At 64.4% G+C, this 23,325-nt stretch carries 22 protein-coding genes; 9 read left to right on the top strand and 13 right to left on the bottom strand.

Translation table 11 applies throughout. From position 1 onward, the window contains the following. The first annotated feature begins 295 nt into the window (after window positions 1-295). The gene (locus GQ651_RS04145) at window positions 296-811 is read left to right on the top strand and encodes a hypothetical protein (protein WP_160762939.1); all 516 of its coding nucleotides are present in this window, start codon (window positions 296-298) and stop codon (window positions 809-811) included. A 6-nt stretch (window positions 812-817) separates the two neighbouring features. Here GQ651_RS04145 and tgt read toward each other — a convergent pair whose 3' ends face one another. Next, window positions 818-1,948: a tRNA guanosine(34) transglycosylase Tgt gene (gene tgt / locus GQ651_RS04140; protein ID WP_160763937.1), complete on the bottom strand. Its 1,131-nt coding sequence runs from the start codon at window positions 1,946-1,948 to the stop codon at window positions 818-820. 168 nt (window positions 1,949-2,116) lie between these two features. On the opposite strand from tgt, the gene GQ651_RS04135 reads away from it, so the two are divergent. From GQ651_RS04135 to tpiA, 3 genes are all read left to right on the top strand, one after another. Then, complete coding sequence (locus GQ651_RS04135) at window positions 2,117-2,482, top strand: SUF system Fe-S cluster assembly protein (RefSeq protein WP_160762938.1); 366 nt, start codon at window positions 2,117-2,119, stop codon at window positions 2,480-2,482. 74 nt (window positions 2,483-2,556) lie between these two features. Continuing rightward, window positions 2,557-2,946: a HesB/IscA family protein gene (locus tag GQ651_RS04130; RefSeq protein ID WP_160762937.1), complete on the top strand. Its 390-nt coding sequence runs from the start codon at window positions 2,557-2,559 to the stop codon at window positions 2,944-2,946. A gap of 57 nt (window positions 2,947-3,003) precedes the next feature. Continuing rightward, window positions 3,004-3,750, top strand: coding sequence for a triose-phosphate isomerase (gene tpiA / locus GQ651_RS04125; RefSeq protein ID WP_160762936.1), 747 nt, complete (start codon window positions 3,004-3,006; stop codon window positions 3,748-3,750). A 102-nt stretch (window positions 3,751-3,852) separates the two neighbouring features. Here the strand turns inward: tpiA and GQ651_RS04120 are convergent, their stop codons facing one another. The 8 genes from GQ651_RS04120 to GQ651_RS04085 form a co-directional block, all read right to left on the bottom strand. Next, window positions 3,853-4,341 (bottom strand): hypothetical protein, encoded by a 489-nt coding sequence (locus GQ651_RS04120; RefSeq protein ID WP_160762935.1) that lies wholly within the window; start codon window positions 4,339-4,341, stop codon window positions 3,853-3,855. A gap of 43 nt (window positions 4,342-4,384) precedes the next feature. Next, window positions 4,385-5,455 carry a cell division protein ZapE gene (gene zapE, locus GQ651_RS04115; protein WP_160762934.1) on the bottom strand — a complete coding sequence of 357 codons (1,071 nt, stop codon included), beginning with the start codon at window positions 5,453-5,455 and terminating at the stop codon, window positions 4,385-4,387. A gap of 45 nt (window positions 5,456-5,500) precedes the next feature. Beyond that, on the bottom strand, window positions 5,501-6,643 hold the full coding sequence (locus tag GQ651_RS04110; RefSeq protein WP_160762933.1) for an FAD-dependent monooxygenase: 1,143 nt from the start codon (window positions 6,641-6,643) through the stop codon (window positions 5,501-5,503). Between the two features lie 54 nt (window positions 6,644-6,697). Then, complete coding sequence (locus GQ651_RS04105) at window positions 6,698-9,958, bottom strand: glycosyltransferase family 2 protein (protein WP_160762932.1); 3,261 nt, start codon at window positions 9,956-9,958, stop codon at window positions 6,698-6,700. Window positions 9,959-10,146: 188 nt separating this feature from the next. After that, entirely contained in the window at window positions 10,147-11,310 is a 1,164-nt protein-coding gene (locus GQ651_RS04100) for a M20 aminoacylase family protein (protein ID WP_160763936.1), read from the bottom strand. 131 nt (window positions 11,311-11,441) lie between these two features. Further along, a complete protein-coding gene (locus GQ651_RS04095) occupies window positions 11,442-12,041 on the bottom strand; it encodes a biotin transporter BioY (RefSeq protein ID WP_160762931.1) in 600 nt (199 codons plus the stop codon). 96 nt (window positions 12,042-12,137) lie between these two features. Next, window positions 12,138-12,614, bottom strand: coding sequence for a DUF6314 family protein (locus tag GQ651_RS04090; protein WP_160762930.1), 477 nt, complete (start codon window positions 12,612-12,614; stop codon window positions 12,138-12,140). 165 nt (window positions 12,615-12,779) lie between these two features. After that, window positions 12,780-13,688, bottom strand: a complete 909-nt coding sequence (locus GQ651_RS04085; protein ID WP_160762929.1) for a hypothetical protein — start codon at window positions 13,686-13,688, stop codon at window positions 12,780-12,782. A gap of 193 nt (window positions 13,689-13,881) precedes the next feature. Here GQ651_RS04085 and purB point away from each other — a divergent pair, with 193 nt between their 5' ends. The 4 genes from purB (at window position 13,882) to GQ651_RS04065 (ending at window position 17,743) form a co-directional block, all read left to right on the top strand. After that, entirely contained in the window at window positions 13,882-15,189 is a 1,308-nt protein-coding gene (gene purB / locus GQ651_RS04080) for an adenylosuccinate lyase (RefSeq protein WP_160762928.1), read from the top strand. A gap of 85 nt (window positions 15,190-15,274) precedes the next feature. Continuing rightward, window positions 15,275-15,439 (top strand): adenylosuccinate lyase, encoded by a 165-nt coding sequence (locus tag GQ651_RS04075; RefSeq protein WP_160762927.1) that lies wholly within the window; start codon window positions 15,275-15,277, stop codon window positions 15,437-15,439. A gap of 238 nt (window positions 15,440-15,677) precedes the next feature. Next, on the top strand, window positions 15,678-16,730 hold the full coding sequence (locus GQ651_RS04070; protein WP_227257952.1) for a flagellar motor switch protein FliG: 1,053 nt from the start codon (window positions 15,678-15,680) through the stop codon (window positions 16,728-16,730). A 98-nt stretch (window positions 16,731-16,828) separates the two neighbouring features. Next, a complete protein-coding gene (locus GQ651_RS04065; RefSeq protein WP_160762926.1) occupies window positions 16,829-17,743 on the top strand; it encodes a lysophospholipid acyltransferase family protein in 915 nt (304 codons plus the stop codon). Window positions 17,744-17,764: 21 nt separating this feature from the next. Here GQ651_RS04065 and GQ651_RS04060 read toward each other — a convergent pair whose 3' ends face one another. Beyond that, window positions 17,765-18,460 (bottom strand): DUF1223 domain-containing protein, encoded by a 696-nt coding sequence (locus GQ651_RS04060; RefSeq protein WP_160762925.1) that lies wholly within the window; start codon window positions 18,458-18,460, stop codon window positions 17,765-17,767. A gap of 213 nt (window positions 18,461-18,673) precedes the next feature. On the opposite strand from GQ651_RS04060, the gene acnA reads away from it, so the two are divergent. Next, window positions 18,674-21,448, top strand: coding sequence for an aconitate hydratase AcnA (gene acnA, locus GQ651_RS04055; RefSeq protein WP_160762924.1), 2,775 nt, complete (start codon window positions 18,674-18,676; stop codon window positions 21,446-21,448). Between the two features lie 443 nt (window positions 21,449-21,891). On the opposite strand, the gene GQ651_RS04050 is transcribed toward acnA, so the two are convergent. From GQ651_RS04050 to GQ651_RS04040, 3 genes are read right to left on the bottom strand one after another with little or no spacing between them, the layout of a single operon-like run. After that, window positions 21,892-22,425 carry a DsbE family thiol:disulfide interchange protein gene (locus GQ651_RS04050; protein WP_160762923.1) on the bottom strand — a complete coding sequence of 178 codons (534 nt, stop codon included), beginning with the start codon at window positions 22,423-22,425 and terminating at the stop codon, window positions 21,892-21,894. Beyond that, window positions 22,418-22,576 carry a heme exporter protein CcmD gene (ccmD, locus tag GQ651_RS04045; RefSeq protein ID WP_160762922.1) on the bottom strand — a complete coding sequence of 53 codons (159 nt, stop codon included), beginning with the start codon at window positions 22,574-22,576 and terminating at the stop codon, window positions 22,418-22,420. Before ccmD ends, GQ651_RS04050 begins: the two co-directional genes overlap by 8 nt. Then, window positions 22,576-23,304: a heme ABC transporter permease gene (locus tag GQ651_RS04040; RefSeq protein WP_160762921.1), complete on the bottom strand. Its 729-nt coding sequence runs from the start codon at window positions 23,302-23,304 to the stop codon at window positions 22,576-22,578. The genes ccmD and GQ651_RS04040 overlap by 1 nt, the downstream gene beginning before the upstream one ends. Window positions 23,305-23,325: the final 21 nt, after the last annotated feature.

Below are 23,325 nucleotides of genomic sequence, written 5' to 3'. Positions count from 1 at the left end.
AGCGATGGGCCTTCTCCGCTCTCTGGCCTCTATATGTGGGGTCGTTGCCCCCGGCTTCAACCGTCCAACACGGGTTGCGAAGACTGTGCCTCCGACGGCGTCGGACGGCAAGCGCACAACCCCGAAAATGCGATATTTCTCCCCGGTCGCGGGACATTGATCGCCATTTGGTCGCAGGAACCGTTTCCACGATGATATTGTTTCGAGTAAGATATGGTTAATGAATATGCCACAAAATGACCGCATTGCGTCTCTACCGAGGGGTTCGGGTGATCACGACGAAGGATTGCGTGACATGATCGAACGCGCTTTGCCGTCAATCTGGCAGGAACGCCGGCGTCTGGCCTTTGTGGGCATTCTCGCATTTCTGGCAGGGTTCTTCTTCTACGCGCGAAGCGACATGGTGGTTTATGGCCTGCCTGCGGGTGTGGTCACCGGCGCCGTCTACGCCTCGGTCATCGTGCCCGTTTCGCTTGCCGTCTGCATCTTTGCCCCATCGATCCGTTTCCTGATCGAGGCGGTTGCGGTGTCGCGGTTCCTGATCTCACTGGTTGTCTTCGCGTTCCCCGATCTTGGTGCGGTCATTCTCGGGATGCCGCTTCTGACCGCGATGCTCGTCGTGTCGCTTGGCGCAATTCTCAGCCGGACCGTACTGCACGGCCGTATCGTGAAACGCCGTCCCGGCAGTTTCCTTAAGCGGGTCAAGGCGTTCTTCACGAGGATGCCAGCGCGACTCCACCAGCCGACAGCGTTTCAGAGCCGCTTCGTCAGCTGGGTTGACGCAACCGATCCGGTGACCGTCCGCGCCTGACTTGCGTCACAGGGGCGCGATGTCGCCCTCGGCGCGTCCGGCGTGGAACTCTCGCTCCCAGGCGTCGAAGCGGCCTTCCGAAATCGCGTCGCGCATCCCCTGCATGATGTCCTGAAAATAGGTCAGGTTGTGCCAGGTCAGCAGCATTCCGGAAATCATCTCGCCCGCGCGGAAGACGTGATGCAGGTAGGCGCGTGAGTAGTTCCGGCAGGCCGGGCACCGGCAGGCCTCGTCCAGCGGGCGTGGATCATCCGCATGGCGCGCGTTCTTGATGTTGACCACTCCGTGGCGGGTGAATGCCTGCCCGGTGCGTCCCGAGCGCGACGGCAGCACACAATCCATCATGTCGATCCCGCGCTTGACCGCGCCGACGATGTCGTCGGGCTTGCCCACACCCATCAGATAGCGCGGCTTGTCGGAGGGAAGCTGGCCCGGCGCGTAATCGAGCACGCCGAACATCGCCTCCTGCCCCTCGCCCACAGCCAGACCGCCGACCGCGTAGCCATCGAAACCGATCGCCTGCAGCGCCTCGGCGGATTCCGCACGGAGCTCCTCGGTCACGCCCCCCTGCTGGATGCCGAAGAGCGCGTGGCCCGGACGATCGCCGAATGCCTCTTTCGATCGCTCGGCCCACCGCATCGACAGCCGCATGGCGCGCGCCACCTCTGCGTCGTCGGCGGGCAGCGCGGGGCACTCGTCGAAACACATCACGATATCCGAGCCGAGAAGGCGTTGGATTTCCATCGAACGCTCGGGCGTCAGCTTGTGGCGCGAACCGTCGATATGGCTCTTGAAGGTCACCCCCTCCTCGGTGAGCTTTCTCAGCCCGGCAAGGCTCATCACCTGGAACCCGCCCGAGTCGGTCAGGATCGGCTTCGACCAGTTCATGAAGCGATGGAGCCCGCCAAGCGCCGCGATGCGTTCGGCTGTCGGGCGCAGCATCAGGTGATAGGTGTTGCCGAGAAGGATATCCGCGCCCGTTTCGGCCACGCTCTCGGGCATCATCGCCTTGACCGTCGCCGCGGTGCCCACCGGCATGAAGGCAGGCGTTCTGATCTCGCCGCGCGGCGTCGAGATGACGCCGGTCCGCGCGCGGCCATCGGTTCGCTTCAGCGAAAAGGCGAATTTTTCGGCCATGGCTTCGATCTCCGGCATTGCGCGTCCGGCGTTCAATAGCGATTTCTGGGCCAAGGCCAAGCCCGCGCGGTGGAAGCGTGATCATGCCGGGAAGTTTTGGCGGCGCGGGTTTACGCCCTGCGGGGTATTCCTTATATAAACTCTCAACAAAACGTGCGGAAAACCACCATGACGCTGGAAACGAACGAGAAACTCGAAGGCACGCCGCTGATCAAGCCGTCGAGCACCGAGCATCCCCTGCACGAATCCGTGGTCGAGGCCTGCCGGAGCGTGTTCGACCCCGAGATCCCGGTGAATATCTACGATCTCGGTCTGGTCTACACGATCGACATCACCGACGAGGGCGATGTGACGGTCATCATGACGCTGACCGCGCCGGGCTGTCCCGTTGCGGGCGAGATGCCGGGCTGGGTCGCCGATGCGGTGGAACCCCTTCCGGGCGTCAAGACGGTGAATGTCGAGCTGACCTGGGAGCCGCCCTGGGGCATGGACATGATGTCCGACGAAGCGCGGTTGGAACTGGGCTTCATGTAATGCGCGCCACCGGCGTGACCCTTGGAATTCGCGGCGAGAAATCTTAGCTTGATACTCAGGTATCGGAGGCAGTCATGTTCGGCATTCCCGGCAAGCAAGCGGTCACCCTGACACCGGCTGCGGTCAAGCAGATCGCCCGGCTGATGGAAAAGGATGGTCACAAGGGCCTGCGCATCGGCGTCAAGAAGGGCGGCTGCGCCGGTATGGAATATACGATGGACTATGCCGCCGAGGTCGACCCGATGGACGAGGTCGTCGAGCAGGACGGCGCCCGCGTAATGATCGCGCCCATGGCGCAGATGTTCCTCTTCGGAACCGAGATCGATTACGAGATTTCGCTCCTGGAAAGCGGCTTCCGCTTCCGCAATCCGAACGTGGCGGATGCCTGCGGATGCGGTGAATCGATCAAGTTCAAGGACGTCGAAGAGCTTGCCGCCGAGCGCGAGGCCAGCCTGAAGGGTTGACGCCGCCGCGCGGGTCGCCATTCTCCCCGCCGAACTGACATGGGGAGTGACACCGACATGCCGCGCAAACTGGCCGCCGGAAACTGGAAAATGAACGGGATAGGCGCAAGCCTTGTCGAGGTCGAGGCGCTTCTTGCCGCCTGGCCCAATGCCGGGTGCGATATCCTTCTCTGCCCGCCCGCAACACTCCTGTCCCGGATGGCGGAGCGCGTCTCCGGCTCGTCGATCGCGGTGGGCGGACAGGATTGCCACGTCGCCGCCTCGGGCGCGCATACAGGCGACATTTCGGCGGACATGATCGCCGAGGCCGGTGGCAGCCACGTAATTCTGGGCCACTCCGAGCGGCGCGCCGACCATGGCGAGGACGATGCGCTGGTCGCGGCCAAGACCGCGGCTGCTTGGGGGGCCGGCCTGATCGCGGTCGTCTGCGTGGGCGAGACGCTGGACGAGCGCGAGGCGGGCCGGACCATCGACGTTGTGGCCGGGCAGCTTGCCGGCTCCGTGCCTGACGGGGCGACGGCTGCCAACACGGTCATCGCCTACGAGCCGGTCTGGGCCATCGGCACGGGCAAAGTGCCGACGCTGGACGAGATCGGTGCGGTGCATGACGACATCCGCGCGCGCCTGTCGGACCGATTCGGCGCCGAGGGCGACGGTATCCGCATCCTTTACGGCGGTTCGGTGAAGCCATCGAACGCCGCCGAGATCTTCGCGGTGTCGAATGTGGACGGCGCGCTGGTGGGCGGCGCGAGCCTGAAGGCCGACGATTTCGGCGGCATCATTTCGGCGCTCCAGAACGCCTGACGGAGATTGCGCCGCGGCTTCGCCGCGTCGCGGTGGTGGGGGCTCCGCCCCCGCTCCCTCCGGTCGCTCCCCCGGAGTATTTTCACCAAGAAGAAGGCTGGTTCAGACGCGTTCCGCCTTGCGGTCGGCTCGGGCGAGGATGTCGTCGATATTCCTGTATGTGGCGGGCATCAGCCTGCCACGCGCCCTGTTATCGGCGTACCACGCCCGCGCGCCCGCGCCGGTCAGATGATCGACCATGCAGACCTCGACCGCCTCGGTGAGGCCGATCAGGTCCTCGGGCATGGTTGAGGCGTGTTTGAAGAAGTTCCCCATCACGTGGATGCCCTGCTCCTGATAGTGTTCGAAACTCAGTTTCTCGGCCGGGCTGAGATCGGGCCAGTCGTTCCGCGCGCGCAGAATGAATTCGGCGTATGCCAGGTCATTCGTCAGCGCTTTGAAGCTTCGGTAACTATCGAGCAGCGCGCGCCAGTTGGCCTGCCGAGTGTCCCGGTTCGAGCGGCGCAGCTCGAAGGCGAGGAAAAGCAGAGAGCCGATCACCCCGAGGGCTGCGAGAAGGTCGGCGATATTGGCGAGGAGCGAGAGCGTCATGGGACGCATGATGTGTGGAACCGGCCGTTCCGTAAAGCGTGGCTTATCTCGCCTCGCCCCAATCGGCGGCCTGCATTTCGCGGAGGCGGCTGGCGGTGCGCTCGAATTCGAAGCTGCCCTCGCCCTCGATATAGAGGTTTTCGGGCGTGTCGGCGGCGGTGGCGATCAGCTTGACCTTCGCTTCGTAGAGCGCGTCGATCAGCGTCACAAAGCGGCGCGCCTGATTGTAGTTTTCCGAAGAGAGCCGCGGGATGTCGTCGAGGATCAGGACGCGCACCGCTTCGGCGAGTGCAAGGTAATCCGCAGGGCCGAGCGGCTGTCCGCAGAGGTCGTAGAACCGGGCGCGCGCGACGCCATTGGCAAAGGCCGGTATTTCGACCTTGCGGCTTTTCACGTGAAGGATCAGTGGCTCGGCACGTCCGCCGGAAAGGTCGTTCCAGACCGCGTCAACGGCGGCACGGGCTGTGGCATCGGCCGGGAAAAAATACCGCTCTTCGCCCGCAAGCCGGTTCTGCCGGTAGTCGTTGGGCGAGGTCAGTTCGACAACATGCATCCGCTCCTTCAGGAGAGCGATAAAGGGCAGGAACAGCGCCCTGTTCAGCCCGTCCTTGTAGAGCGCGTCGGGCTCACGGTTGGACGTGGTCACGACGGTCACGCCCCGCGCGAACATCCGCTCGAACAGGCGCCCTACGATCATGGCATCCGCGATATCGGTGATCTGCATCTCGTCGAGACACAGAAGGCGCAGACCGTCCGCCATGTTGTCGGCCACCGGTTTGATTGCGTCGTCCACGCCGGTCTTGCGCGCCTCGTGAAGCGCAGCCTGCACCTCTTGCATGAAGGCGTGGAAATGGACCCGGCGGGAATGATCCCCCCCCGTGACGTCGTGAAAGAGGTCCATGAGCATGGATTTGCCCCGGCCAACCCCGCCCCAGAGATAGAGGCCCGGCACGGCATCAACCTGTTTCCGCGAAAAGAGACCGCGACGCTTCGGCGCTTCGGCAAGGGCCGCGGCGATGCGGTCGAATTCGGGCAGGACCGCCTCCTGCGCGGGATCTGCGGTCAGATGTTCGGCGTCGATACGCGCACGATATGCCTGTGAAACCGGGCCCATGAGGGTGAGGTTGCACGTGTGGCGGGGAAAGAAAAGGGTCGAGCGTCAGTCACCGCGCCGGAGCGCCGTCACGTCGTGGCGATAGAGCCAGTCGAAGCGTTTCAGCGGCTGCGCGGGCGCGAGCGCCCCGGCAAGGCGCAGCGCCGTATGCGCCGCGAAGCGGAGCGGCGGGAAGGACAGGTGATAGTTCCGCGCATTGGCCGTGGCGGCCTCGGTCACCCTGATGGCGCGCGGTTTCCGCTCGGCCTGATAGGCAGCGAGCGCCTGGGGCAAGGGCGCGGCAGCCACATGGTCAGCCAGAGCCCAGGCATCTTCCAGTGCGAGGTTCGCGCCCTGCGCGAGGAACGGAAGTGTCGGATGCGCGGCGTCGCCCAGGACGACCTGTTGCCCGCTGTACCAACGGTCCGCCACGCGGTGACGAAAGAGCCCCCAGAGATGCACGGTATCGACCTGATCCAGCCAGCGGCGAACCGGCTCGGCAAAACTCTGAAACGCGCCGCGAAGGTTTGCGGGGTGATCTTCGTGGCTCCAGCCCTCTTCCGCCCATGCGGTGCGTTCCTCGACGGCGACGATGTTCCGAAGCCCGCCCTGCAACGGGTAGGTCACAAGGTGCCGCCCCGGCCCCATATGAACTTCGACCACCGGATCGGGCGCGCCCGGCACCAGCGCGCGCCACGCGACCTGACGGGTGAAGAACGGCTTCGAGGCTTCGTCGACACGGGCGCGGAGGCGCGATTTCAGCCCGTCGGCACCGATCAGCAAATCGTCGTCGGCCAGCGCACGGCCCGCTGGCGGCGGGTCGATGCTGCGGCCGGTTTCGACGGTGACGCCTGCGGCCTTTGCCGCGTTGAGCAGAAGGTCGATGAGGGCGGCGCGATGGATGAAGTACCAGCCGAGGTCCGGCGCATGATCGCGCAGGTTGAGCGTCAGCACCTCGCGCCCCGTTGGACCGTCGATCAGGCGGACCGCATCCGCGCGGATGGCCGCGTTTTCAAGCGCCTGTTCCAGACCGAGCGCCCGGAGAACGGCTGCTCCGTTGGGGCTGATCTGGATACCGGCACCGACCTCGGTGATGGCGGGGGCCTGTTCGGCGACGGTGACCGAGTGGCCTAAGCGCGCAAGAGCGGTTGCGGCAGCCAGACCGCCGATCCCGGCCCCGGCAACGGTGATGTTCATTCGCTTTTCCATGGCGTCGTTCCTAGAGCCAGTCGCGCAAGCGCCGCCTTGATGCGGATCAAGCGCCTACTCCGCCGCCTGAACCTGGCGGGCGGGCTTTTCTTCCACCTCTCCCACGTCATCCTCGGGCGAAACCTCGTGAATGAAGATGGCATCGCGCTGATCCGGGGCAGTGATCGCATCGTAGAGCGCGCGGTAGTCGGCCTCCTGCATCAGGTCCGCAATCCGGTTGCGGTGCCAGCTGACTGCGGATTGATGCAGCGCGGCCAGTTCGGCGTCCATCAAGAGCGCTTCCTGCGCCGCGCGCGCGGCGGGAAGGCGGTGGAAAATGCTGTCATCCACCTCGGTCCCGTAGTTCCGGCGCGTCCAGTAGAAGAGGCCCTGATCCTGATCCACATGGTTGATCCGGCCGCGCTGACGTTTGACGAGAAAGCTTTCGGCGGAGCGGAGGATGTAGTGGTTCAGCGTGACCAGCCGGTATCCGATCGAGTTCTTGCGCGAGAACCACGTCGAATTCCGGATCGAATGCTCCGGCATCGTCCGGCCCGAGCCGTTAACCCATCTGAGCTCGCCCAGACGGTCGAGGTCGAGGTCGAGCGGACGGTGCACACCCAGCTTTCCGATGGGTGCCGATTTGTGGATCAGGCTCTTGAAGCCCCAGCCAAGACGTGGCCGTGGCAGGTAGCAGGGCGCGCAACGGATGAAATTCTCGGTGATCCAGGCGTCACTATAGCGGTTCTGACCCTTGCTGCCGAACAGCCGCCAGGTCATCGAGATCACGTTCGGATCGTTGCACGCGGCGAAAAGGTCCGTCAGTTTTCCTTCGCCCACGTGGATGTTGATGAACTCGTCCACATCGATCACGCCAACCCAGTCGGCCTCACGGACAACAGGCTCTTCCCAGGCCGCGTTCAGGGCGCCGCGCTGCGGCTTCTGACCCGCTTCGCGATTGAAGGGGTTGTCGCGGCGGGTGACGAGTCCCAAATGCTGCAGCCTGTCCAGAATATCGTTGGTCGGATCGTCGCAATCGTTGGTGTAGACGAGGAAATGGTCCACGCCGATCGAGCGGTGATAGGCGATCCATTCGAGGATGAACGCGCCTTCGTTCTTCATAGACGTGACCAGAACCGTGCTTGCAGGGTTCCGCGTCAGGCCGGTGGGCTCAAGCATCGGGTAGCGATGCTCGACCCTGTTCAGAAGCGCGGCGAAGGCCGCGACATTGGCCTCGCCGATATGGATGGGGTCGCCGCCCGGCGTGGTCGCCGCGGGCTCGGGCACATCGATGGGTGCGGACGCGGCAGGCGCGGGCTCGAGCACCGGCGCGGCCTGTGGCGGCTGCTCTGCGTCTTCGCTCTCGGGGACAGTGTGAGATGTGGGATCCGCCTTCAGCCGGTCGTAGAGCGCGCCATGGGCCTCAGACGCTCTCAGGCTCCGGGCCCGCTCCCTTTGCCAGCGAACGGCCTCTTCGTGCAGCTCGGAAAGCCGTTGATCGGCGGCGAATTCGACCCGTTTCGGCCCCATCAGCGCCAGACGCTTCAGGATCGAGCGGTCCTCTTCGTCGTTGCGGTTGTGGGTGTTCCAGTAGGCGATGCCCTGATCGCGGGTCACGTGGTTGGTCCGCCCTCGGTCGCGCTTGACCAGAAACGCATCGAGCGAGCGCGTCGCATAGTGGTTGAGTGTCACAAAGTCATATCCCCAGGACCGCTTGTTCGAGCGCCAGCCCTGCTCGTGATATCCGACAGGCATCTGACGGCCCGAGCCGTTGGTCCACCGGGGCATGCCGCCTGTGGGTTCCAGCGGGCGGTGCACCCCGATCCGGGCGAAGGGCGCGCCTGTCCGGACGATGGTTTTGAAGCCCCAGTTCTGATGCGGTTTTCGCGTTTCCAGCGGCGCGGCTCGGGTGAATTGTTCGGGCACGGGCAGGTCGTTGAATTCGAGAACGCCGTCGCAGCCGAAGAAGCGCCAGGTCATCGAGATCATGTCCGGGTCGCCCGAGGCGTCAAAGAGATCGCTGAGCCGCCCCTCGCCCACATGGATATTTATGTATTCGTCGACATCCATGACCACATAGGCATCCGCACCCGTCACGGCGGGATGTGTCTCGGCCCGGGCAAGGGCGACACGCTGTGGACGCTCGCCCTCCTGGTAGGGGTTGTCCACGCGGGTCGCGACACCGAGCTCGGACAGCCTGTCGAGGATCGCCTCGGTCTGGTCGTCGCAGTCATTGGTGTAGACGAGGAAATGCGTGATCCCGACGCCCATGTGGTAGGCGACCCAGTCAAGGATGAAGGCCCCTTCGTTCCGCATCGTCGTGATGGCGGTGATCTTTTCGAGGGGCCGGGTCGGTGCCGGACCGGTTGCAGGTTGCGGCTCGGAGGGGACAGGCGGCGCACTCGGCTCAGGTTCCGGGACCGCCGCCGAGGGCTTGATCGACCGGCCGGCGGCCGCTTCCCGGTAAACGCGGGCGAAGGGATGGTCCGGGTCCGGCTCGGGGCACTCTCTGAGCGGGAAGAGATAGGGGTCGATCCTGTGGCGCTGCAGAAGCCGCCCCATCAGGCTTTCCGGGTTCGGGAACCCGTCATCGGCCTTGGCCAGCCGCGCCCGCATCCGCCGGCCGTATAGGTGAACCGACATCGTCTCTTCAGTCAGCCGCGCCGCGTCGAGCGAAGCAAGCGGGCGCAGCATCTGGCGCCGTTCCTTGAAGCTGTAGGGATAGAGCACAACCTGGGGCCGCGTGTACCGCACATCCCCCGTCGTCTGGAGAAAATGAGTGACCGCGTGCGGCCCCCAGACGCCCCAAGGCTGCTCTCCCACATGAAGCGGCCGCCCGGTCGCCAGCGCTTCCCGGATCGCATTGCCGCGCCCTCCCCGGTAGCGGAATTCGTGCCAGGGGGGGATCGCGTATTCGTCGCGCGTATACTCCAGAAGCGCGTTCAGCGTTTCGCTGTCGCGGGGCAGCGCCAGCACGCCGCCATTGATGTCCCAAGGGCTTTCCCAGCCGTGGAGATGCCCCTCGAAGGTGCGGAACGGACGATGACAATAGGCGTCGGTATCGGCCCAGATAGTCCGGTCACTATTCGCCAGAAGGCGATAGCGGAACAGGTCGGAATGGAGTGCCGGGCTGCCCGTGCGCTCGTGGACGAGGAAGCCGTCCTCGGGGAGGATGTCGCCCGCGTCGCGGTGCTCGACACCGTCAGGCACCTCCTCGACCGGCTCGTAACTGTAGAGCACGACATGATGTCCGGCATCGAGAAAGGACTGCACGCAGAGCCGCTCGAGGAAGCTGAGCCGCCCCCGCATCCAGAGCATCGCGATCTGGGTATCCATCCGCTCAAATACCGCCTGCTGCCGCCCTTTGGGCTTGTTCAGAGCACTCTAGACCAGCGGTCGCGGGATTGCCAAACAGGTTTCCCCGTCTCCGGAGCAGGTTTTGCGCCGGGGCTTCGCCCCCTCGCGCTGGTCGGACGCTGACGCGTCCGACCGCTTGAGTATTTGTGAACAGAAGAAGCGGCCAGTTAGCCGAGGGGAAGACGGCTCTCGGCCATCTCGACGAACCACGAGCAGCCGTGGGGCAGCGCGTCGTCGTTGAAGTTGTATTCGGGGTGGTGGAGGTCGGCACTGTCGCCGTTGCCGACCTGAATATATGCGCCGGGCCGTTCGTTCAGCATGAAGGCGAAATCCTCGCCCCCCATGAAAATGGGCGCGTCATCGCAAGACCCCGCGATGCGCTCGGCGGCGGCGCGGGCGTATTCGGTGGCCTCGGCGTCATTGATCATGACGGGGTAGTTGCGCTTGTAGGTGACCTTGGCCGTGCCGCCGAATGCTTGGGCCGTTCCTTCAGCCAGCGTTGTCAGCCGCTCTTCCACCAGGTCCTGAACGGCCAGGTCCACGGTGCGCACCGTCCCCTTCAGCCGCACGTTCCGGGGAATGACGTTGTGAGCGTGAGAGCTGGTCTCGAAAGAGGTGACCGACACGACCGCCTGCTTCACGGGATCGACGTTCCGGCTGACGATGGACTGAAGCGCCAGCACGAGATGCGCGGCGACGACGGTGGGGTCCACGGTGCCGTGGGGGTGAGCGGCGTGGCCTCCGCGCCCCTCGACCACGATTTCGAAAAGATCGGCCGCCGCGAAGAACGGCCCCGGACGAATGGCGAAGCGTCCGACGGGAAGGCCCGGCCAGTTGTGCATCCCGTAGACCTCGTCGATGCCGAACCGGTCCATGAGACCGTCCTCGACCATCTCGCGTCCGCCCCCCCCGCCCTCTTCGGCAGGCTGGAAAATCACCACGACAGTGCCGTTGAATGCGCGCGTCTCGGCCAGGTACTTTGCCGCGCCAAGCAGCATGGAGCTGTGCCCGTCATGGCCGCAGGCATGCATCCGCCCGGCCACATTAGAGGCATAGTCGAGACCCGTCGTCTCGGAGATGGGAAGCGCGTCCATGTCGGCGCGAAGACCCACGGTTCGGCCCGAAGCGCGTTCGCGCCCGTGGATCACGCCGACGACGCCGCTTCGACCGATACCGGTCGCAACCTCGTCGCAGCCGAAGGCGCGGAGCCGCTCCGCGATCAGTCCGGCGGTCCGATCCACCTCGAACTGAAGTTCGGGATGGGCGTGGAAATCCCGGCGCCACGCGGCGATCTCGTCCTGCATTTCGGAGAATCGGTTACGGATGGGCACGCGCGGCCTGTCCTTCTTCTTGGGAGAAATACTCTCCGGGGGGTCGCCCATTGTGGCGCCATTGGTTCGAGCCCAATGGGCGACGGGGCGGAAGCCCCCCGGTCGGTCGGCCCGTCAGGGCCGAAACCGGATCAGCCGCGGGCTTTGCCCACCAGCTTCCAGACTGCCGGCACCAGAAGCGCTGCCAGAGCGAGCTTGAGCGCGTCTCCCAGAAGGAACGGCGTCAGCCCCCATTCGAGGATCGGCTTGTCCCAGCCGTAGAGCACGCCCAGCCAGAGAAGACCCGGCACGTAGATGATGGCGTTGCCGGCCAGCATGGCCGCCCCCATGCGCGACATCGAGCGGTCCCAGCCCTTGCGGGCGAACCAGCCGAGCGCCAGCGCGGCGAAGAGGTAGCCCACCAGATAGCCGCCGGTGCCGCCCATCATGTAGGCCAGACCGTTCGTCTCGGCGGAAGAGCCCGAGAAGACGTCGAAGCCCATCATGCCGACAAGAAGATAGCCAAAGATCGATGCCGCACCCAGGCGCGGCCCATAGGCGGCGCCGATGGTGAGCACCGCAAAGGTGCCCATGGTCAGGGGCACGGGCCACATCGGGATGCGAATCTTGGCGGCGATCGCCAGAACGGCGATGCCAGCGATCACGAGTGCGGCTTGTTTCAGACGCAGCGCCGCGCCTTCGCTCGGTCCGAAGACCTCGGTCAGTACGGGGCGGGCCAGTGTGGTCGACATAAGGAAGGCTCCCTCTTCGGGTTCGTGTTTCACGTCAGGTTATTGCACCCTGCCCGCGCCACGGCAAGCGCCCGCGACGCCCAATGTGCCGCGCGCTCAGGCAGGGCTGTAATGGCATGTCATCCGATACTCCTTGCGCGGCCCCTCGACCTTCCATGTCGCGGTCCAGTCCGGAAACTGCGTGAAATCGTAGGTCACGGCATAGCGGTCAGGCGGGCAGAGATGCGTTGTTTCAGGACGCGCGACCCTGAGCGGGATGGTGTGGAACGGCCGCATGTCGCCAAAGAGCACTTCGATCCGGCCTGGCTCTGCCGTCCAGACATAGCGCCGCGTCGCCGTCACCTTCGCCCCCTCGGCGGTCTCGAGCGCGCCAGACTGATCCTCGATCAGCCGGGGTCCGGACCATCCGAATACCGCCTCACCGCTGAAACGGTCGGCGCGCCCGTCCGAATGAGTGATGAGGCGCTCAAGCCGCCAGCGTCCGGCAAGATCGGCAAGCGCCGTCAGGCCGCCGCCGCGCCGGCCGGCATTGGGGCCTTCGGATCGTCTGTCCTGCACGTTGTCCAAGGTCATGACGCCCTACCGTCTCAGTCCGTCGCGGCCCTCCGCCATGCCACATGGGCGGCCATGCACGGGTGTCGCGACACCGATTGAACACGGACCGACCGAATGAACAACCCCGGAGCATTCGCGGACGGCGGTCAGTCCCCGCCGCCCGCGTTTCCCGTCGCGCCGGCGTTACTGCGACGCGATATAGGCGTCGATCAGCCCGTCCAGATCGTCTCCTGCACCAAGGCGTGCCGCGACCCAGGCGACCATCTCGTCGGTGATGTCGTCTTCGGTGACCGGACCGGCGCCCGTGGCGTTCAGACCGTCGACGATCGCCGCGATCATCGCATCCTCCGAGGCAGCCGCCTCCTTGGACTGCGCCTCACCAAAGGCGATGGCGTAAGCGGTCCAGGCGTCGCGCGCAGGCGCAAGGTTGGCCTCGGCGGTCTTCGCGGCACCGGTCATCGCGGTCCAGGTCTCGACAGCCGCGTCGTAGGCATCCTGGTCCAGCACCATTTCGGTCACGATCGTCGGCTCCTCGCCTTCGACCTCGGACGGCACCTCGACCTCGACTTCGACCATATAATCCACCTTGTCAGGCTCGGGCGCGCTGGCCAGGCTCGCAAGCGTCGCTTCGAGGTCGTCCCAGCCCGAGACCGAACTCGGAAGCATCAGGCGGAGCGGGTTCAGATCCGCCTGAAAGCTGTTGGCAAGCGGCTGGTAAGCATCCTTCGCCTCGTCAAGCGCGTCGAGCGCGGCCTCGTAATCGGCGCTCGCCACAACGAAGTCACGGATACCATCCATCTTGGGATCGCTGGAATTCATCAGGCCGTTCAGGCTGCGGTTCAGCGAATTCATGCCCTTCAGATCGGCATTCACGCTGCGCTTGCCGGCGCTTTTCTCGGCGCCCGCGCCGGACTTGGCGTTGCCGCCCGCATCGGATGCCTTGGACGAGCGCTTCTCCTGGCCTTTGCCGGAATTGCCCTTGTCACTGTGGTTTCCCGCGTGAGCCGCGCCGTCTAAGATACTGAAATCGCTGGTAACTGCCGGCGCAGCAACAAGCGCCGCGGCAACGGCGAGACTGGAAATGATACGCATTTTTACTTTCCCCCTATGATCCTTTCAGAGTTGTTGCGTGATCGGAAACGGTCAAACCCTTTTGTCCCGCCGAGCGGAAACAGATCGTTTCCTGTCATTCATCCGGCAGACCTGCGCCACCCCGTCCGCTTGTGCCTGCGCCCGGCCCGGATTAAGACGCCCGCGTCCGGCACTTTCACGAAGGTTTTCGCAGATGATCCCCCGCTATGCCCGCCCCGAGATGACCGCGATCTGGTCGCCCGAGACCAAATTCCGCATCTGGTTCGAGATCGAGGCCCATGCCTGCGATGCCATGGCCGAGCTGGGCGTCATCCCGAAGGAGAATGCCGAAGCGGTCTGGAAGGCGAAGGACGTGGAATTCGACGTCGCCCGCATCGACGAAATCGAGGCCGTGACCAAGCATGACGTCATCGCATTCCTCACCCATCTGGGCGAGATCATCGGCCAGGACGAGGCGCGCTTTGTCCACCAGGGCATGACCTCTTCGGATGTGCTCGACACGACGTTCAACGTCCAGCTCACCCGTGCCGCCGACATCCTGATCGCGGATATGGAGGCGCTTCTCGCCGCGCTGAAGGCGCGCGCGATGGAACACAAGATGACCGTCCGGATCGGACGCAGCCACGGCATCCATGCCGAGCCGGTGACAATGGGTCTGACCTTCGCGCGTTTCTACGCCGAGATGGACCGGAACCTGCAGCGACTGCGCACCGCGCGGAACGAGATCGCCACGGGCGCGATTTCGGGCGCGGTCGGCACCTTCGCCAATATCGACCCCCGCGTGGAAGAGCATGTCTGCGAAAAGCTGGGTCTTGCGCCCGAGCCGATCTCGACCCAGGTCATCCCGCGCGACCGGCACGCCGCCTTCTTCGCAGCGCTCGGCGTGGTGGCGTCATCCATCGAGAACATCGCGACCGAGATCCGGCACATGCAACGGACCGAGGTGCTGGAGGCGGAAGAGTTCTTCTCGAAGGGCCAGAAGGGGTCGTCGGCCATGCCCCACAAGCGGAACCCCGTCCTGACCGAGAACCTCACCGGTCTCGCCCGGCTCGTGCGCTCCGCCGTGGTGCCGGCGCTGGAAAACGTGGCGCTCTGGCACGAGCGCGACATCAGCCATTCCTCGGTCGAGCGCGGCATCGGGCCTGACGCGACCATCCATCTCGACTTCGCCCTCGCCCGGCTGACCGGCGTGATCGAAAAGCTGGTGGTCTATCCCGACAACATGATCGCCAACATGAACAAGTTCCGCGGCCTCGTGCATTCGCAGCGCGTGCTGCTGGCTCTGACGCAAAAAGGCGTCAGCCGCGAGGACAGCTACAAATTCGTCCAGCGCAACGCCATGAAGGTCTGGGAAGAAGGCAAGGATTTCATGGAAGAGCTCAAGGCAGACCCGGAGGTCCGCGCCGCGCTCTCCGAGGCTGAAATCGAAGAGAAATTCGACCTCGCGTATCACACCAAGCACGTCGATACGATCTTCGCGCGCGTCTTCGGGGCCAGCTAGTCTTCGCAAAGTGCCCTTTTTACGCACTTTGACGGAGGTGGCCGGCGTGCTATCTTTGCTGCACAGGACCGAACAGGAGAGACCGATGAAGACAAAGACGCTTCTGGCCGCTCTGGCCCTCACCGCCCTTCCCGGGCTGGCCGCCGCGCAGTGTTTCGGCGACCACGCGAAGGAGCAGGTGACCATGTCTTGCGCAGCGGGCTCGGTTTTCGATGCCGAAACGCAGCGCTGCGTCCCGACGACCGGATAACGATTTCCCTCGTGTATTCCAGACGGGCGGTCCTTTCGGGGCCGCCCTTTTTCATTTCTTCTTGGCAGAAATACTCCGGGGGGCGACGCGCGTCAGCGCGGAGCGGGGCAGAGCCCCCGCCGGTTTTCCCCGAAAACCGGCTCACCGCTACCGGGCGCAGCCCGGGCGCAAAACCTCGGTCAGCGTAGCCGAATTTTAACGCTCAGCCCGCTACACCTTTCCCGAATGGAGTGAGTGGATGTCTCTCGACCTGGACCTGCCCATGGCCGACCCGGGCCTCATGCCCGCCGCCTCGACCGCCCACTTGAGCGGCCGTCAGAAGGCGGCCATCGTCGTGCGCCTTCTGCTGTCCGAGGGCGCCGTGCCGGCTCTCAGCTCCCTCCCCGAAAGCACGCAGACCGAACTGGCCGTACAGCTCGCCCGGATGGCACCCGTCGATCGCAACACCGTTGACGCGGTTGCCGCCGAATTCGCCGACGAGATCGAGGCGATCGGCCTGTCCTTTCCCAAAGGTCTGGAAGGCGCGCTTGGCCTTCTGGACGGCGTCATCAGCTCCAGCGCATCGAGCCGTGTACGCAAGATGACGTCCAGCGATTTTCAGGGCGATCCGTGGGAGCAGGTCGGCAATGTGGACAACGCCCGCCTTGTCGCGATCCTGGAGCGTGAGGCGATCGAGGTGGCGGCGATCATCCTGTCCAAGCTCAAGGTCTCGAAGGCGGCCGAACTTCTGGGCCTGATCGAGGGCGATCTCGCCCGCCGGATCACCTATGCGATCTCGCTGACGGGCAGCATCGCGCCCGAGACGGTGCGCCGCATCGGGATCAGCCTCGCCGAAGAACTGGACACGCGACCCGCCCGCGCCTTCTCGGACGGTCCGGTCAGCCGGGTCGGCGCGATCCTGAACTCGACCCCTGCCTCGGTCCGGGACACCGTACTCACCGGCCTCGACGAAGAGGATTCGAGCTTTGCCGAGCAGGTGCGCAAAGCCATCTTCACCTTCGCCAATATCCGCGAACGGGTGTCGCCGCGTGACATCCCGCGCATCCAGCAGGCCATCGATCAGGCCGACCTGGTGACGGCTACCGCCTTTGCCAGTGATGCAGACGCGAAATCGGTGGCCTTCTTCCTCGACAACATCTCGCAGCGCCTCGCCGACAGCATCCGCGCCGAGGCCGAGGAAAAAGGTACCGTCACCAGCGCCGATGGCGAGGCCGCGATGATGCGTATTGTGACCGTCATCCGGCAGCTTGAAAGCGCGGGCGAGATATTCTTCGTGGCGGAGGACGAATAGACACTCTGACATAGGCCGCATCCGGGCGCGCTTGTCCCACGGCCCAATGCTGCGTATTTGTCTGCCATGTACGAGGCGACCGCACCCGAGGGGGCCATTTGACCGACAGCCCCATAACCATCCGGGAACGCGCCGTAGACCTTTCGGCGCGTGGCGCGCTCGGCCTTGCCCGGCTTCTTCCCTATGCGCTACGTGTCCGGCTTTTCGGCTGGGTCTTCTCGCGGATCGTGGCACCTCTCGCAGGCTGGCGTAAACGGATCGACGCGAATGCGCGGCTGGCCATGCCCGAGCTTTCCGCCGACGAACGTGCGCGACTTCAGCGGGTCGTCCCCGACAATGTCGGGCGCACGCTGATCGAGATCTATTCGGGTGCGGAGTTTCTGGAGCGCGTGGCCGACGCGCCCCGGCGCGGCCCCGGCGTCGCGGCCCTGGAAGAAGCCCGCGCACAAGGCCGTCCGATGGTTCTGGTGACCGCGCATCTCGGCAATTACGACGCGGTGCGGGGCACGCTGTCCCGGCAAGGCTTCCCGATGGGCGCGCTCTACAAGCGGATGACCAACCGCGCCTTCAACGAACATTACGTCACCGCGATCTCGGCCATCGCCACCCCGGTCTTTCCCACCGACGGTAAGGGCGTCGGCGGTCTGGTCCGCTATCTGAAGGATGGCGGGATCATCGGAATCGTTGCCGATGTCGCCTCGACGAAGGCTCCGGTCCTGTCCTTTTTCGGCCAGCCTGCGCATACCCCCCTTTCAGCCGCGGAATGGGCGTTGAAATACGACGCCGTCATGGTGCCGCTTTTCGGCATTCGTCAGCCGGACGGTCTGAGTTTCGAGCTGCTGATCGAAGAGCCGATCCGGCACACGACACCCGAAGACATGATGCAGACCTATAACGACGTGGTCGAACGGATCGTGCGCGAGGACCCGGCCCAGTGGTTCTGGGTGCACAATCGCTGGAAACTGTCGGCCGCTGCGCGCGCCGAAGCCGAGGCGCGGTCCGCGGCAGGCTGATCCCCTGCCCTGCCGATCTTGTCAGCGCAGAATATCGGCGGCGAGCATCGGGCCGTGGTGGCCCTCCTGAATGAGAACTACGAACGGCACGCCTGCCGGGCTCTGGATACTGCCGCGGAAATCGCTGCTGCCGTCCCAGGTTCCCACATCGACGAGGTTCCGTACCACGTTGTGGTAGGTCAGGCGGCGGCCCGCGTTTTCACCGCGCTTAATGTCCACGGTGGCGCGGGGCGTGAAGGTTGCCACTCTGATCGTCGCCCCTTCAGGCAGACGCGCAGAGGATTTCGCCAGAATACGCACCCGGTCGCCATTCCGCGTCATCGTGACAGTTACAGGCGTGGACCGGTCCTGATGGGCCTTGATGGCCTCCATCAGCTTCATGGGCTTGGTTCCGACGATGTGCTCCGCGCCGTCGACGATCATTTGCGGCGTATAGACGGACCGTGCGCCTGCGACCCGAGCATAGGACCGCTGCCGTTTTGTGAAAGCGGGGCTCGCGAATTCGTCCTTCCAACCGATATAATCCCAGTAATCGACATGGAGCGCGAGCGCGATAACGTCGTCGCGATCGGCCAGCTCACCGAGAATCGCGTCTGCGGGCGGGCAGGACGAACAGCCCTGCGACGTGAAGAGCTCGACCACCACAAGCCGCTCGGCCATGGCGGGTGCCGCCGCGGTGAGCCAGAGGGCGGAAAGAGCGATAAGCAGACGTCGCATGAAGCACCGTTTCGATTGCATCCCCACACCTTCCCTAACCCAGGGTGTACGCCTGCGCCAATCAAGCATTTGAGATTGACTGTTACCGTCACCCAGATGCGTCTTGGATTTTCTGTGCACCATGGTATACAAAATCGACGCACCCCCCTTGCGCCCTATCTCGAAGCGGGGGTATCTGACCCCGGAATTCACCCCCATTGAGGAGGCTTCAGGATGCCCATTACGGTTGGCCACGACAGCTCGAAAACCCGCAAGACGCTTTCGGCGGGCGGCGAGAGCGTCGCCTATTATTCGATCCCCGCCGCCGAGGCCGCAGGGCTTGGCGACTTCAGCCGGCTGCCCGCTGCGCTGAAGGTCGTGCTTGAGAACATGCTCAGGTTCGAAGATGGCAAGACCGTCACCACCGATGACATCCGGGCCTTTGCGGAATGGGCGGAAAAGGGCGGCAAGAACCCGCGCGAAATAGCCTACCGCCCTGCCCGCGTTCTGATGCAGGACTTCACCGGCGTGCCCGCAGTCGTGGACCTTGCGGCGATGCGCGACGGGATCGTGGCCCTTGGCGGCGACGCCCAGAAGATCAACCCGCTGAACCCCGTGGACCTTGTCATCGACCACTCGGTGATGATCGACGAATTCGGCAACCCGCGCGCCTTCCAGATGAATGTGGACCGGGAATACGAACGGAACCTCGAGCGCTATACGTTCCTGAAGTGGGGTCAGAAGGCGTTCAACAACTTCCGCGTGGTGCCCCCCGGCACCGGCATCTGCCACCAAGTGAACCTGGAATACCTTGCGCAGGCGGTCTGGACCGACACTGACCAGAACGGTGAAGAGGTCGCCTATCCCGACACGCTGGTCGGCACCGACAGTCACACGACGATGGTCAACGGCCTTGCCGTGCTCGGCTGGGGCGTCGGCGGCATCGAGGCGGAGGCCGCGATGCTGGGCCAGCCGATTTCGATGCTGATCCCCGAGGTCGTGGGCTTCAAGCTGACCGGGAAGATGAAGGAAGGCACGACGGCGACCGACCTCGTTCTGAAAGTCGTGCAGATGCTCCGCGAAAAGGGCGTGGTGTCGAAGTTCGTCGAATTCTACGGCGACGGTCTGGACACCGTTCCGCTGGCCGACCGCGCAACCATCGGCAACATGGCGCCTGAATACGGCGCGACCTGCGGCTTCTTCCCGATCGACGACGAGACGCTGCGCTATCTCGAGCAGACCGGCCGCTCGAAAGAGCGCATCGCGCTGGTCGAAGCCTATGCCAAGGAACAGGGCATGTGGCGGGGCCCCGGCTACGAGCCGGTCTATACCGACACGCTCGAGCTCGACATGGGCGACGTGGTGCCCGCGATCTCCGGCCCGAAGCGTCCGCAGGACCACATCGCGCTCGATGCGGCGGCCAAGGAGTTCCACGCCTATATCGAAGGGCAGCGGTCCGCACAGGACGCCACGCCCAAGGAAGAGGTGCGGTGGGAAGGTGAAGGCGGCCAGCCCGAGCCCACCGACATTCCCGGCGACGAAGGCCACCACAAGCGGGGCTATGTCGCGACTAAGGACGGCCACTATCAAATGCATGACGGCTCGATCGTGATCGCCTCGATCACGTCCTGCACGAACACGTCGAACCCCTATGTGATGATCGGCGCCGGCCTCGTCGCGCGGAAGGCGCGCGAGTTGGGTCTGAACCGGAAGCCCTGGGTCAAGACATCGCTCGCACCGGGCTCTCAGGTTGTCTCGGCTTATCTCGAAGCGGCCGGGCTTCAGGAGGATCTGGATGCCATCGGCTTCAACCTGGTGGGCTACGGCTGCACGACCTGTATCGGGAACTCGGGTCCGCTTGAGCCCGCGATCTCGAAATGCATCAACGACAACGATCTGATCGCAGTCAGCGTCCTGTCGGGCAACCGTAACTTCGAGGGCCGGATCAGCCCGGACGTGCGCGCGAACTATCTCGCCTCGCCGCCGCTGGTGGTGGCCTACTCGCTGGTGGGCGATATGAATGTCGACATCACCACCGAACCGCTCGGCACCGACAAGGAAGGCAACCCGGTCTACCTGAAGGACATCTGGCCGTCCCAGGCCGAGATCGCGGAACTGGTCGAGCGGACCGTGACCCGTGAGGCGTTTCAGTCGAAATATGCCGATGTCTTCAAGGGCGACGACAAGTGGCGCACCGTCGAGACCACCGACAGCGAGACCTACGACTGGCCGCCGACCTCGACCTATGTGCAGAATCCGCCGTATTTCCAGAACATGGGGAAAGAGCCGGGCACGATCAGTGACGTCAAGGACGCACGCATCCTTGCGCTTCTGGGTGACATGGTCACGACCGACCACATCAGTCCCGCCGGCAGCTTCAAGGAATCGACCCCTGCCGGGCAATATCTGACCGAGCGCCAGGTCGCCCCGCGCGAATTCAACTCCTACGGCTCGCGGCGCGGCAACCACGAGGTCATGATGCGCGGCACCTTCGCCAATATCCGCATCCGGAACGAGATGCTGGACGGTGTCGAGGGCGGCTATACCAAGGGTCCGGACGGCAGCCAGATGCCGATCTACGACGCCGCCATGGCCTATCAGGCCGAGGGCACGCCGCTCGTGGTCATCGCGGGCGAACAATACGGCGCGGGTTCCTCGCGGGACTGGGCCGCGAAGGGTACCGCGCTTCTGGGCGTCAAGGCCGTCATCGCCGAGAATTTCGAGCGTATCCACCGCTCGAACCTCGTCGGCATGGGCGTCATTCCCTTCGAGTTCACCGGCGGTGACACGCGGTCCTCGCTTGGCCTGACCGGTGAGGAAAGCGTGTCGATTTCCGGTCTCGAAGGCGATCTGAAGCCGGGCGCGATGGTACCCTGCACGATCACCTTCGCCGATGGCACGACCAAGGACATCACGATCAAGTGCCGGATCGATACCGCCATCGAGAAAGAGTATATCGAGCATGGCGGCGTGCTGCATTACGTGCTGAGAAACCTCGCCGCCGCCTGACGGGCCGGTCCGACGATCTGATAGAGGCCGTCCCTTCGGGGGCGGCCTTCGTCGTTTCAGGGGCGCTGCCCCTCTGCGCCTCCGGCGCATTCACCCCGGGATATTTGGAAACAGGCGAAGGACAATTTGAGTCGAATTTTCGAAGCCTTGTCTGGTCTGGTTGGAGTGGAATTGAGGATCGGAGGGCAATAATGCTGTCGGACGCCAGTGGATTGTTGCCTCGCACGACCGTTCGGCAGGGCGAAACCACCTGTTTCCTCGCCGGAGGCCGTTCTTTGAGGTAGTGTCGAGGCGTTGTATTTGTGGCGGCTGATTGAGTGAGTGGTATGTTTATGAGTGACTATTTGCGGGTCGTTGCCCGCCGGATTCCCTTCTCCCTTCCCCCTCTAGAAGGTGGCGCCCTCATGGTGCTGCTTGTGGTCTGGCTCTTCGGCTAAGGACGCTTACTGCGCCTCTGCAAGCGCCGGACGGATGCGGTTTGCCAAGACGGGCGCCGTGACGGGCCCCGCGAAACGCAGGACGACCTTGCCGTCACTGTCGATAACGAAGGTCTCGGGCACGCCGTAGACACCCCATTCCAGTGCGACGCGACCCCGTTCGTCGGCACCGATTGCCGTATACGGGTCGCCCAGTTCGGCCAGGAAGCCGAGGGCCTTGTCGGCATCGTCCTTGTAATTCACGCCGTAGATGGGAATGCCCTCGTCTGCGAGCGCCATCAGATGCGGGTGTTCGACCCGGCAGGGCGCGCACCAGCTTGCCCAGAAGTTCACGATCTTGGGACCGGGTGCGTTCAGGGCCTCCCGATCAATCAGAGGTTCGCCCGACAGCGCCGTGACTTCGAGCGCCGGTGCTGCGCGTCCGACCAAGGTCGACGGGAGCGCGTCGGGGTCGTCGCGGAACATGCCGCTCAGGAAAAGCCCCGCGAGCGCCGCAAAGGCGACCGGCGGCAGGAGGACAAGCGGCGAAATCCTAGCCATTCTTATTCGACCAGCGCTTTTCGGCTTCGTCCAGCGTGCGGCGCACCCGCGCAGCACGTGCGACGCTGGCCCAGATCACGATGCCCAGGGCCAGAAGCGACCCGGCATAAGCGAGGCTGACCTCGAAGGCGTAAGCGCCGAGATCGGGCATCAGGCGGACCTTTCGCGAAGCGTGATCGCGTGGAGGCGTCGGGCCCGGATCTCGGTCCGGGTGCGCAGAAGGACCAGCGCGATGAAGAGCAGGATGAACCCGGCGATACAGGCAAGCAGCGGGAACCAGAAGACGTCAGAGATATTCTCTTCCTTGTCGAGTGACAGGCTCGCTCCCTGGTGGAGGCCCTGGTTCCAGAAGTTGACCGCGTAGCGCGACAGAAGCGCAAAGACCGAGCCCACGAGGCAGAGGATCGACGTCAGGTCCGCCGCCGTGTCGGGGTCTTCGATCGCCGCCCAGAGCGCCATGTAGCCGAGGTAGAAAAGGAACAGGATCAAGAACGAGGTCAGGCGCGGGTCCCACGCCCAGTAGGTGCCCCACATTGGCTGGCCCCAGACAGCACCCGTGAAGAGTGCGATCAGCGTCATCGTGACGCCGATGGGCGCCGCAGCCTTGGCCGCGAGTGCCGAAACATGGTGCCGGCGGATCAGCCAGACGAGAGAGGTGACCAGCATCATGATCCAGATGTTGATCGCCATCATCGCGGACGGCACGTGCAGGTAGATGATCTTGACGGTCGAGCCCTGCCGGAAGTCGTCAGGTGTGAAGAAGAACCCCCAGATCAGACCGGTGGTTATCAGCACCCCTGCCAGAACGAAGGACGGGCCGACCACGCGGTCGGTCACGGCCATGAAGCGGCGGGGGTTGGCATATTCCCAAAACGACATGCGGGATAGTTAACCTCGCTC

It is taken from the genome of Kangsaoukella pontilimi (assembly GCF_009830125.1).
Taxonomy (GTDB): domain Bacteria; phylum Pseudomonadota; class Alphaproteobacteria; order Rhodobacterales; family Rhodobacteraceae; genus Kangsaoukella; species Kangsaoukella pontilimi.
This window is presented reverse-complemented; position numbering and strand designations above follow the sequence as displayed.

Coding starts and splice junctions, on each gene's coding strand:
- GQ651_RS04135 (WP_160762938.1), top strand. CDS start 2,117: ATGACGCTGGAAACGAACGAGAAACTCGAAGGCACGCCGCTGATCAAG.
- GQ651_RS04050 (WP_160762923.1), bottom strand. CDS start 22,425: ATGGCTAGGATTTCGCCGCTTGTCCTCCTGCCGCCGGTCGCCTTTGCG.
- tgt (WP_160763937.1), bottom strand. CDS start 1,948: ATGGCCGAAAAATTCGCCTTTTCGCTGAAGCGAACCGATGGCCGCGCG.
- ccmD (WP_160762922.1), bottom strand. CDS start 22,576: ATGCCCGATCTCGGCGCTTACGCCTTCGAGGTCAGCCTCGCTTATGCC.
- GQ651_RS04040 (WP_160762921.1), bottom strand. CDS start 23,304: ATGTCGTTTTGGGAATATGCCAACCCCCGCCGCTTCATGGCCGTGACC.
- GQ651_RS04075 (WP_160762927.1), top strand. CDS start 15,275: ATGAAGACAAAGACGCTTCTGGCCGCTCTGGCCCTCACCGCCCTTCCC.
- GQ651_RS04120 (WP_160762935.1), bottom strand. CDS start 4,341: ATGACGCTCTCGCTCCTCGCCAATATCGCCGACCTTCTCGCAGCCCTC.
- zapE (WP_160762934.1), bottom strand. CDS start 5,455: ATGGGCCCGGTTTCACAGGCATATCGTGCGCGTATCGACGCCGAACAT.
- GQ651_RS04060 (WP_160762925.1), bottom strand. CDS start 18,460: ATGCGACGTCTGCTTATCGCTCTTTCCGCCCTCTGGCTCACCGCGGCG.
- GQ651_RS04110 (WP_160762933.1), bottom strand. CDS start 6,643: ATGGAAAAGCGAATGAACATCACCGTTGCCGGGGCCGGGATCGGCGGT.
- acnA (WP_160762924.1), top strand. CDS start 18,674: ATGCCCATTACGGTTGGCCACGACAGCTCGAAAACCCGCAAGACGCTT.
- tpiA (WP_160762936.1), top strand. CDS start 3,004: ATGCCGCGCAAACTGGCCGCCGGAAACTGGAAAATGAACGGGATAGGC.
- GQ651_RS04130 (WP_160762937.1), top strand. CDS start 2,557: ATGTTCGGCATTCCCGGCAAGCAAGCGGTCACCCTGACACCGGCTGCG.
- GQ651_RS04090 (WP_160762930.1), bottom strand. CDS start 12,614: ATGACCTTGGACAACGTGCAGGACAGACGATCCGAAGGCCCCAATGCC.
- purB (WP_160762928.1), top strand. CDS start 13,882: ATGATCCCCCGCTATGCCCGCCCCGAGATGACCGCGATCTGGTCGCCC.
- GQ651_RS04070 (WP_227257952.1), top strand. CDS start 15,678: ATGTCTCTCGACCTGGACCTGCCCATGGCCGACCCGGGCCTCATGCCC.
- GQ651_RS04085 (WP_160762929.1), bottom strand. CDS start 13,688: ATGCGTATCATTTCCAGTCTCGCCGTTGCCGCGGCGCTTGTTGCTGCG.
- GQ651_RS04105 (WP_160762932.1), bottom strand. CDS start 9,958: ATGGATACCCAGATCGCGATGCTCTGGATGCGGGGGCGGCTCAGCTTC.
- GQ651_RS04095 (WP_160762931.1), bottom strand. CDS start 12,041: ATGTCGACCACACTGGCCCGCCCCGTACTGACCGAGGTCTTCGGACCG.
- GQ651_RS04145 (WP_160762939.1), top strand. CDS start 296: ATGATCGAACGCGCTTTGCCGTCAATCTGGCAGGAACGCCGGCGTCTG.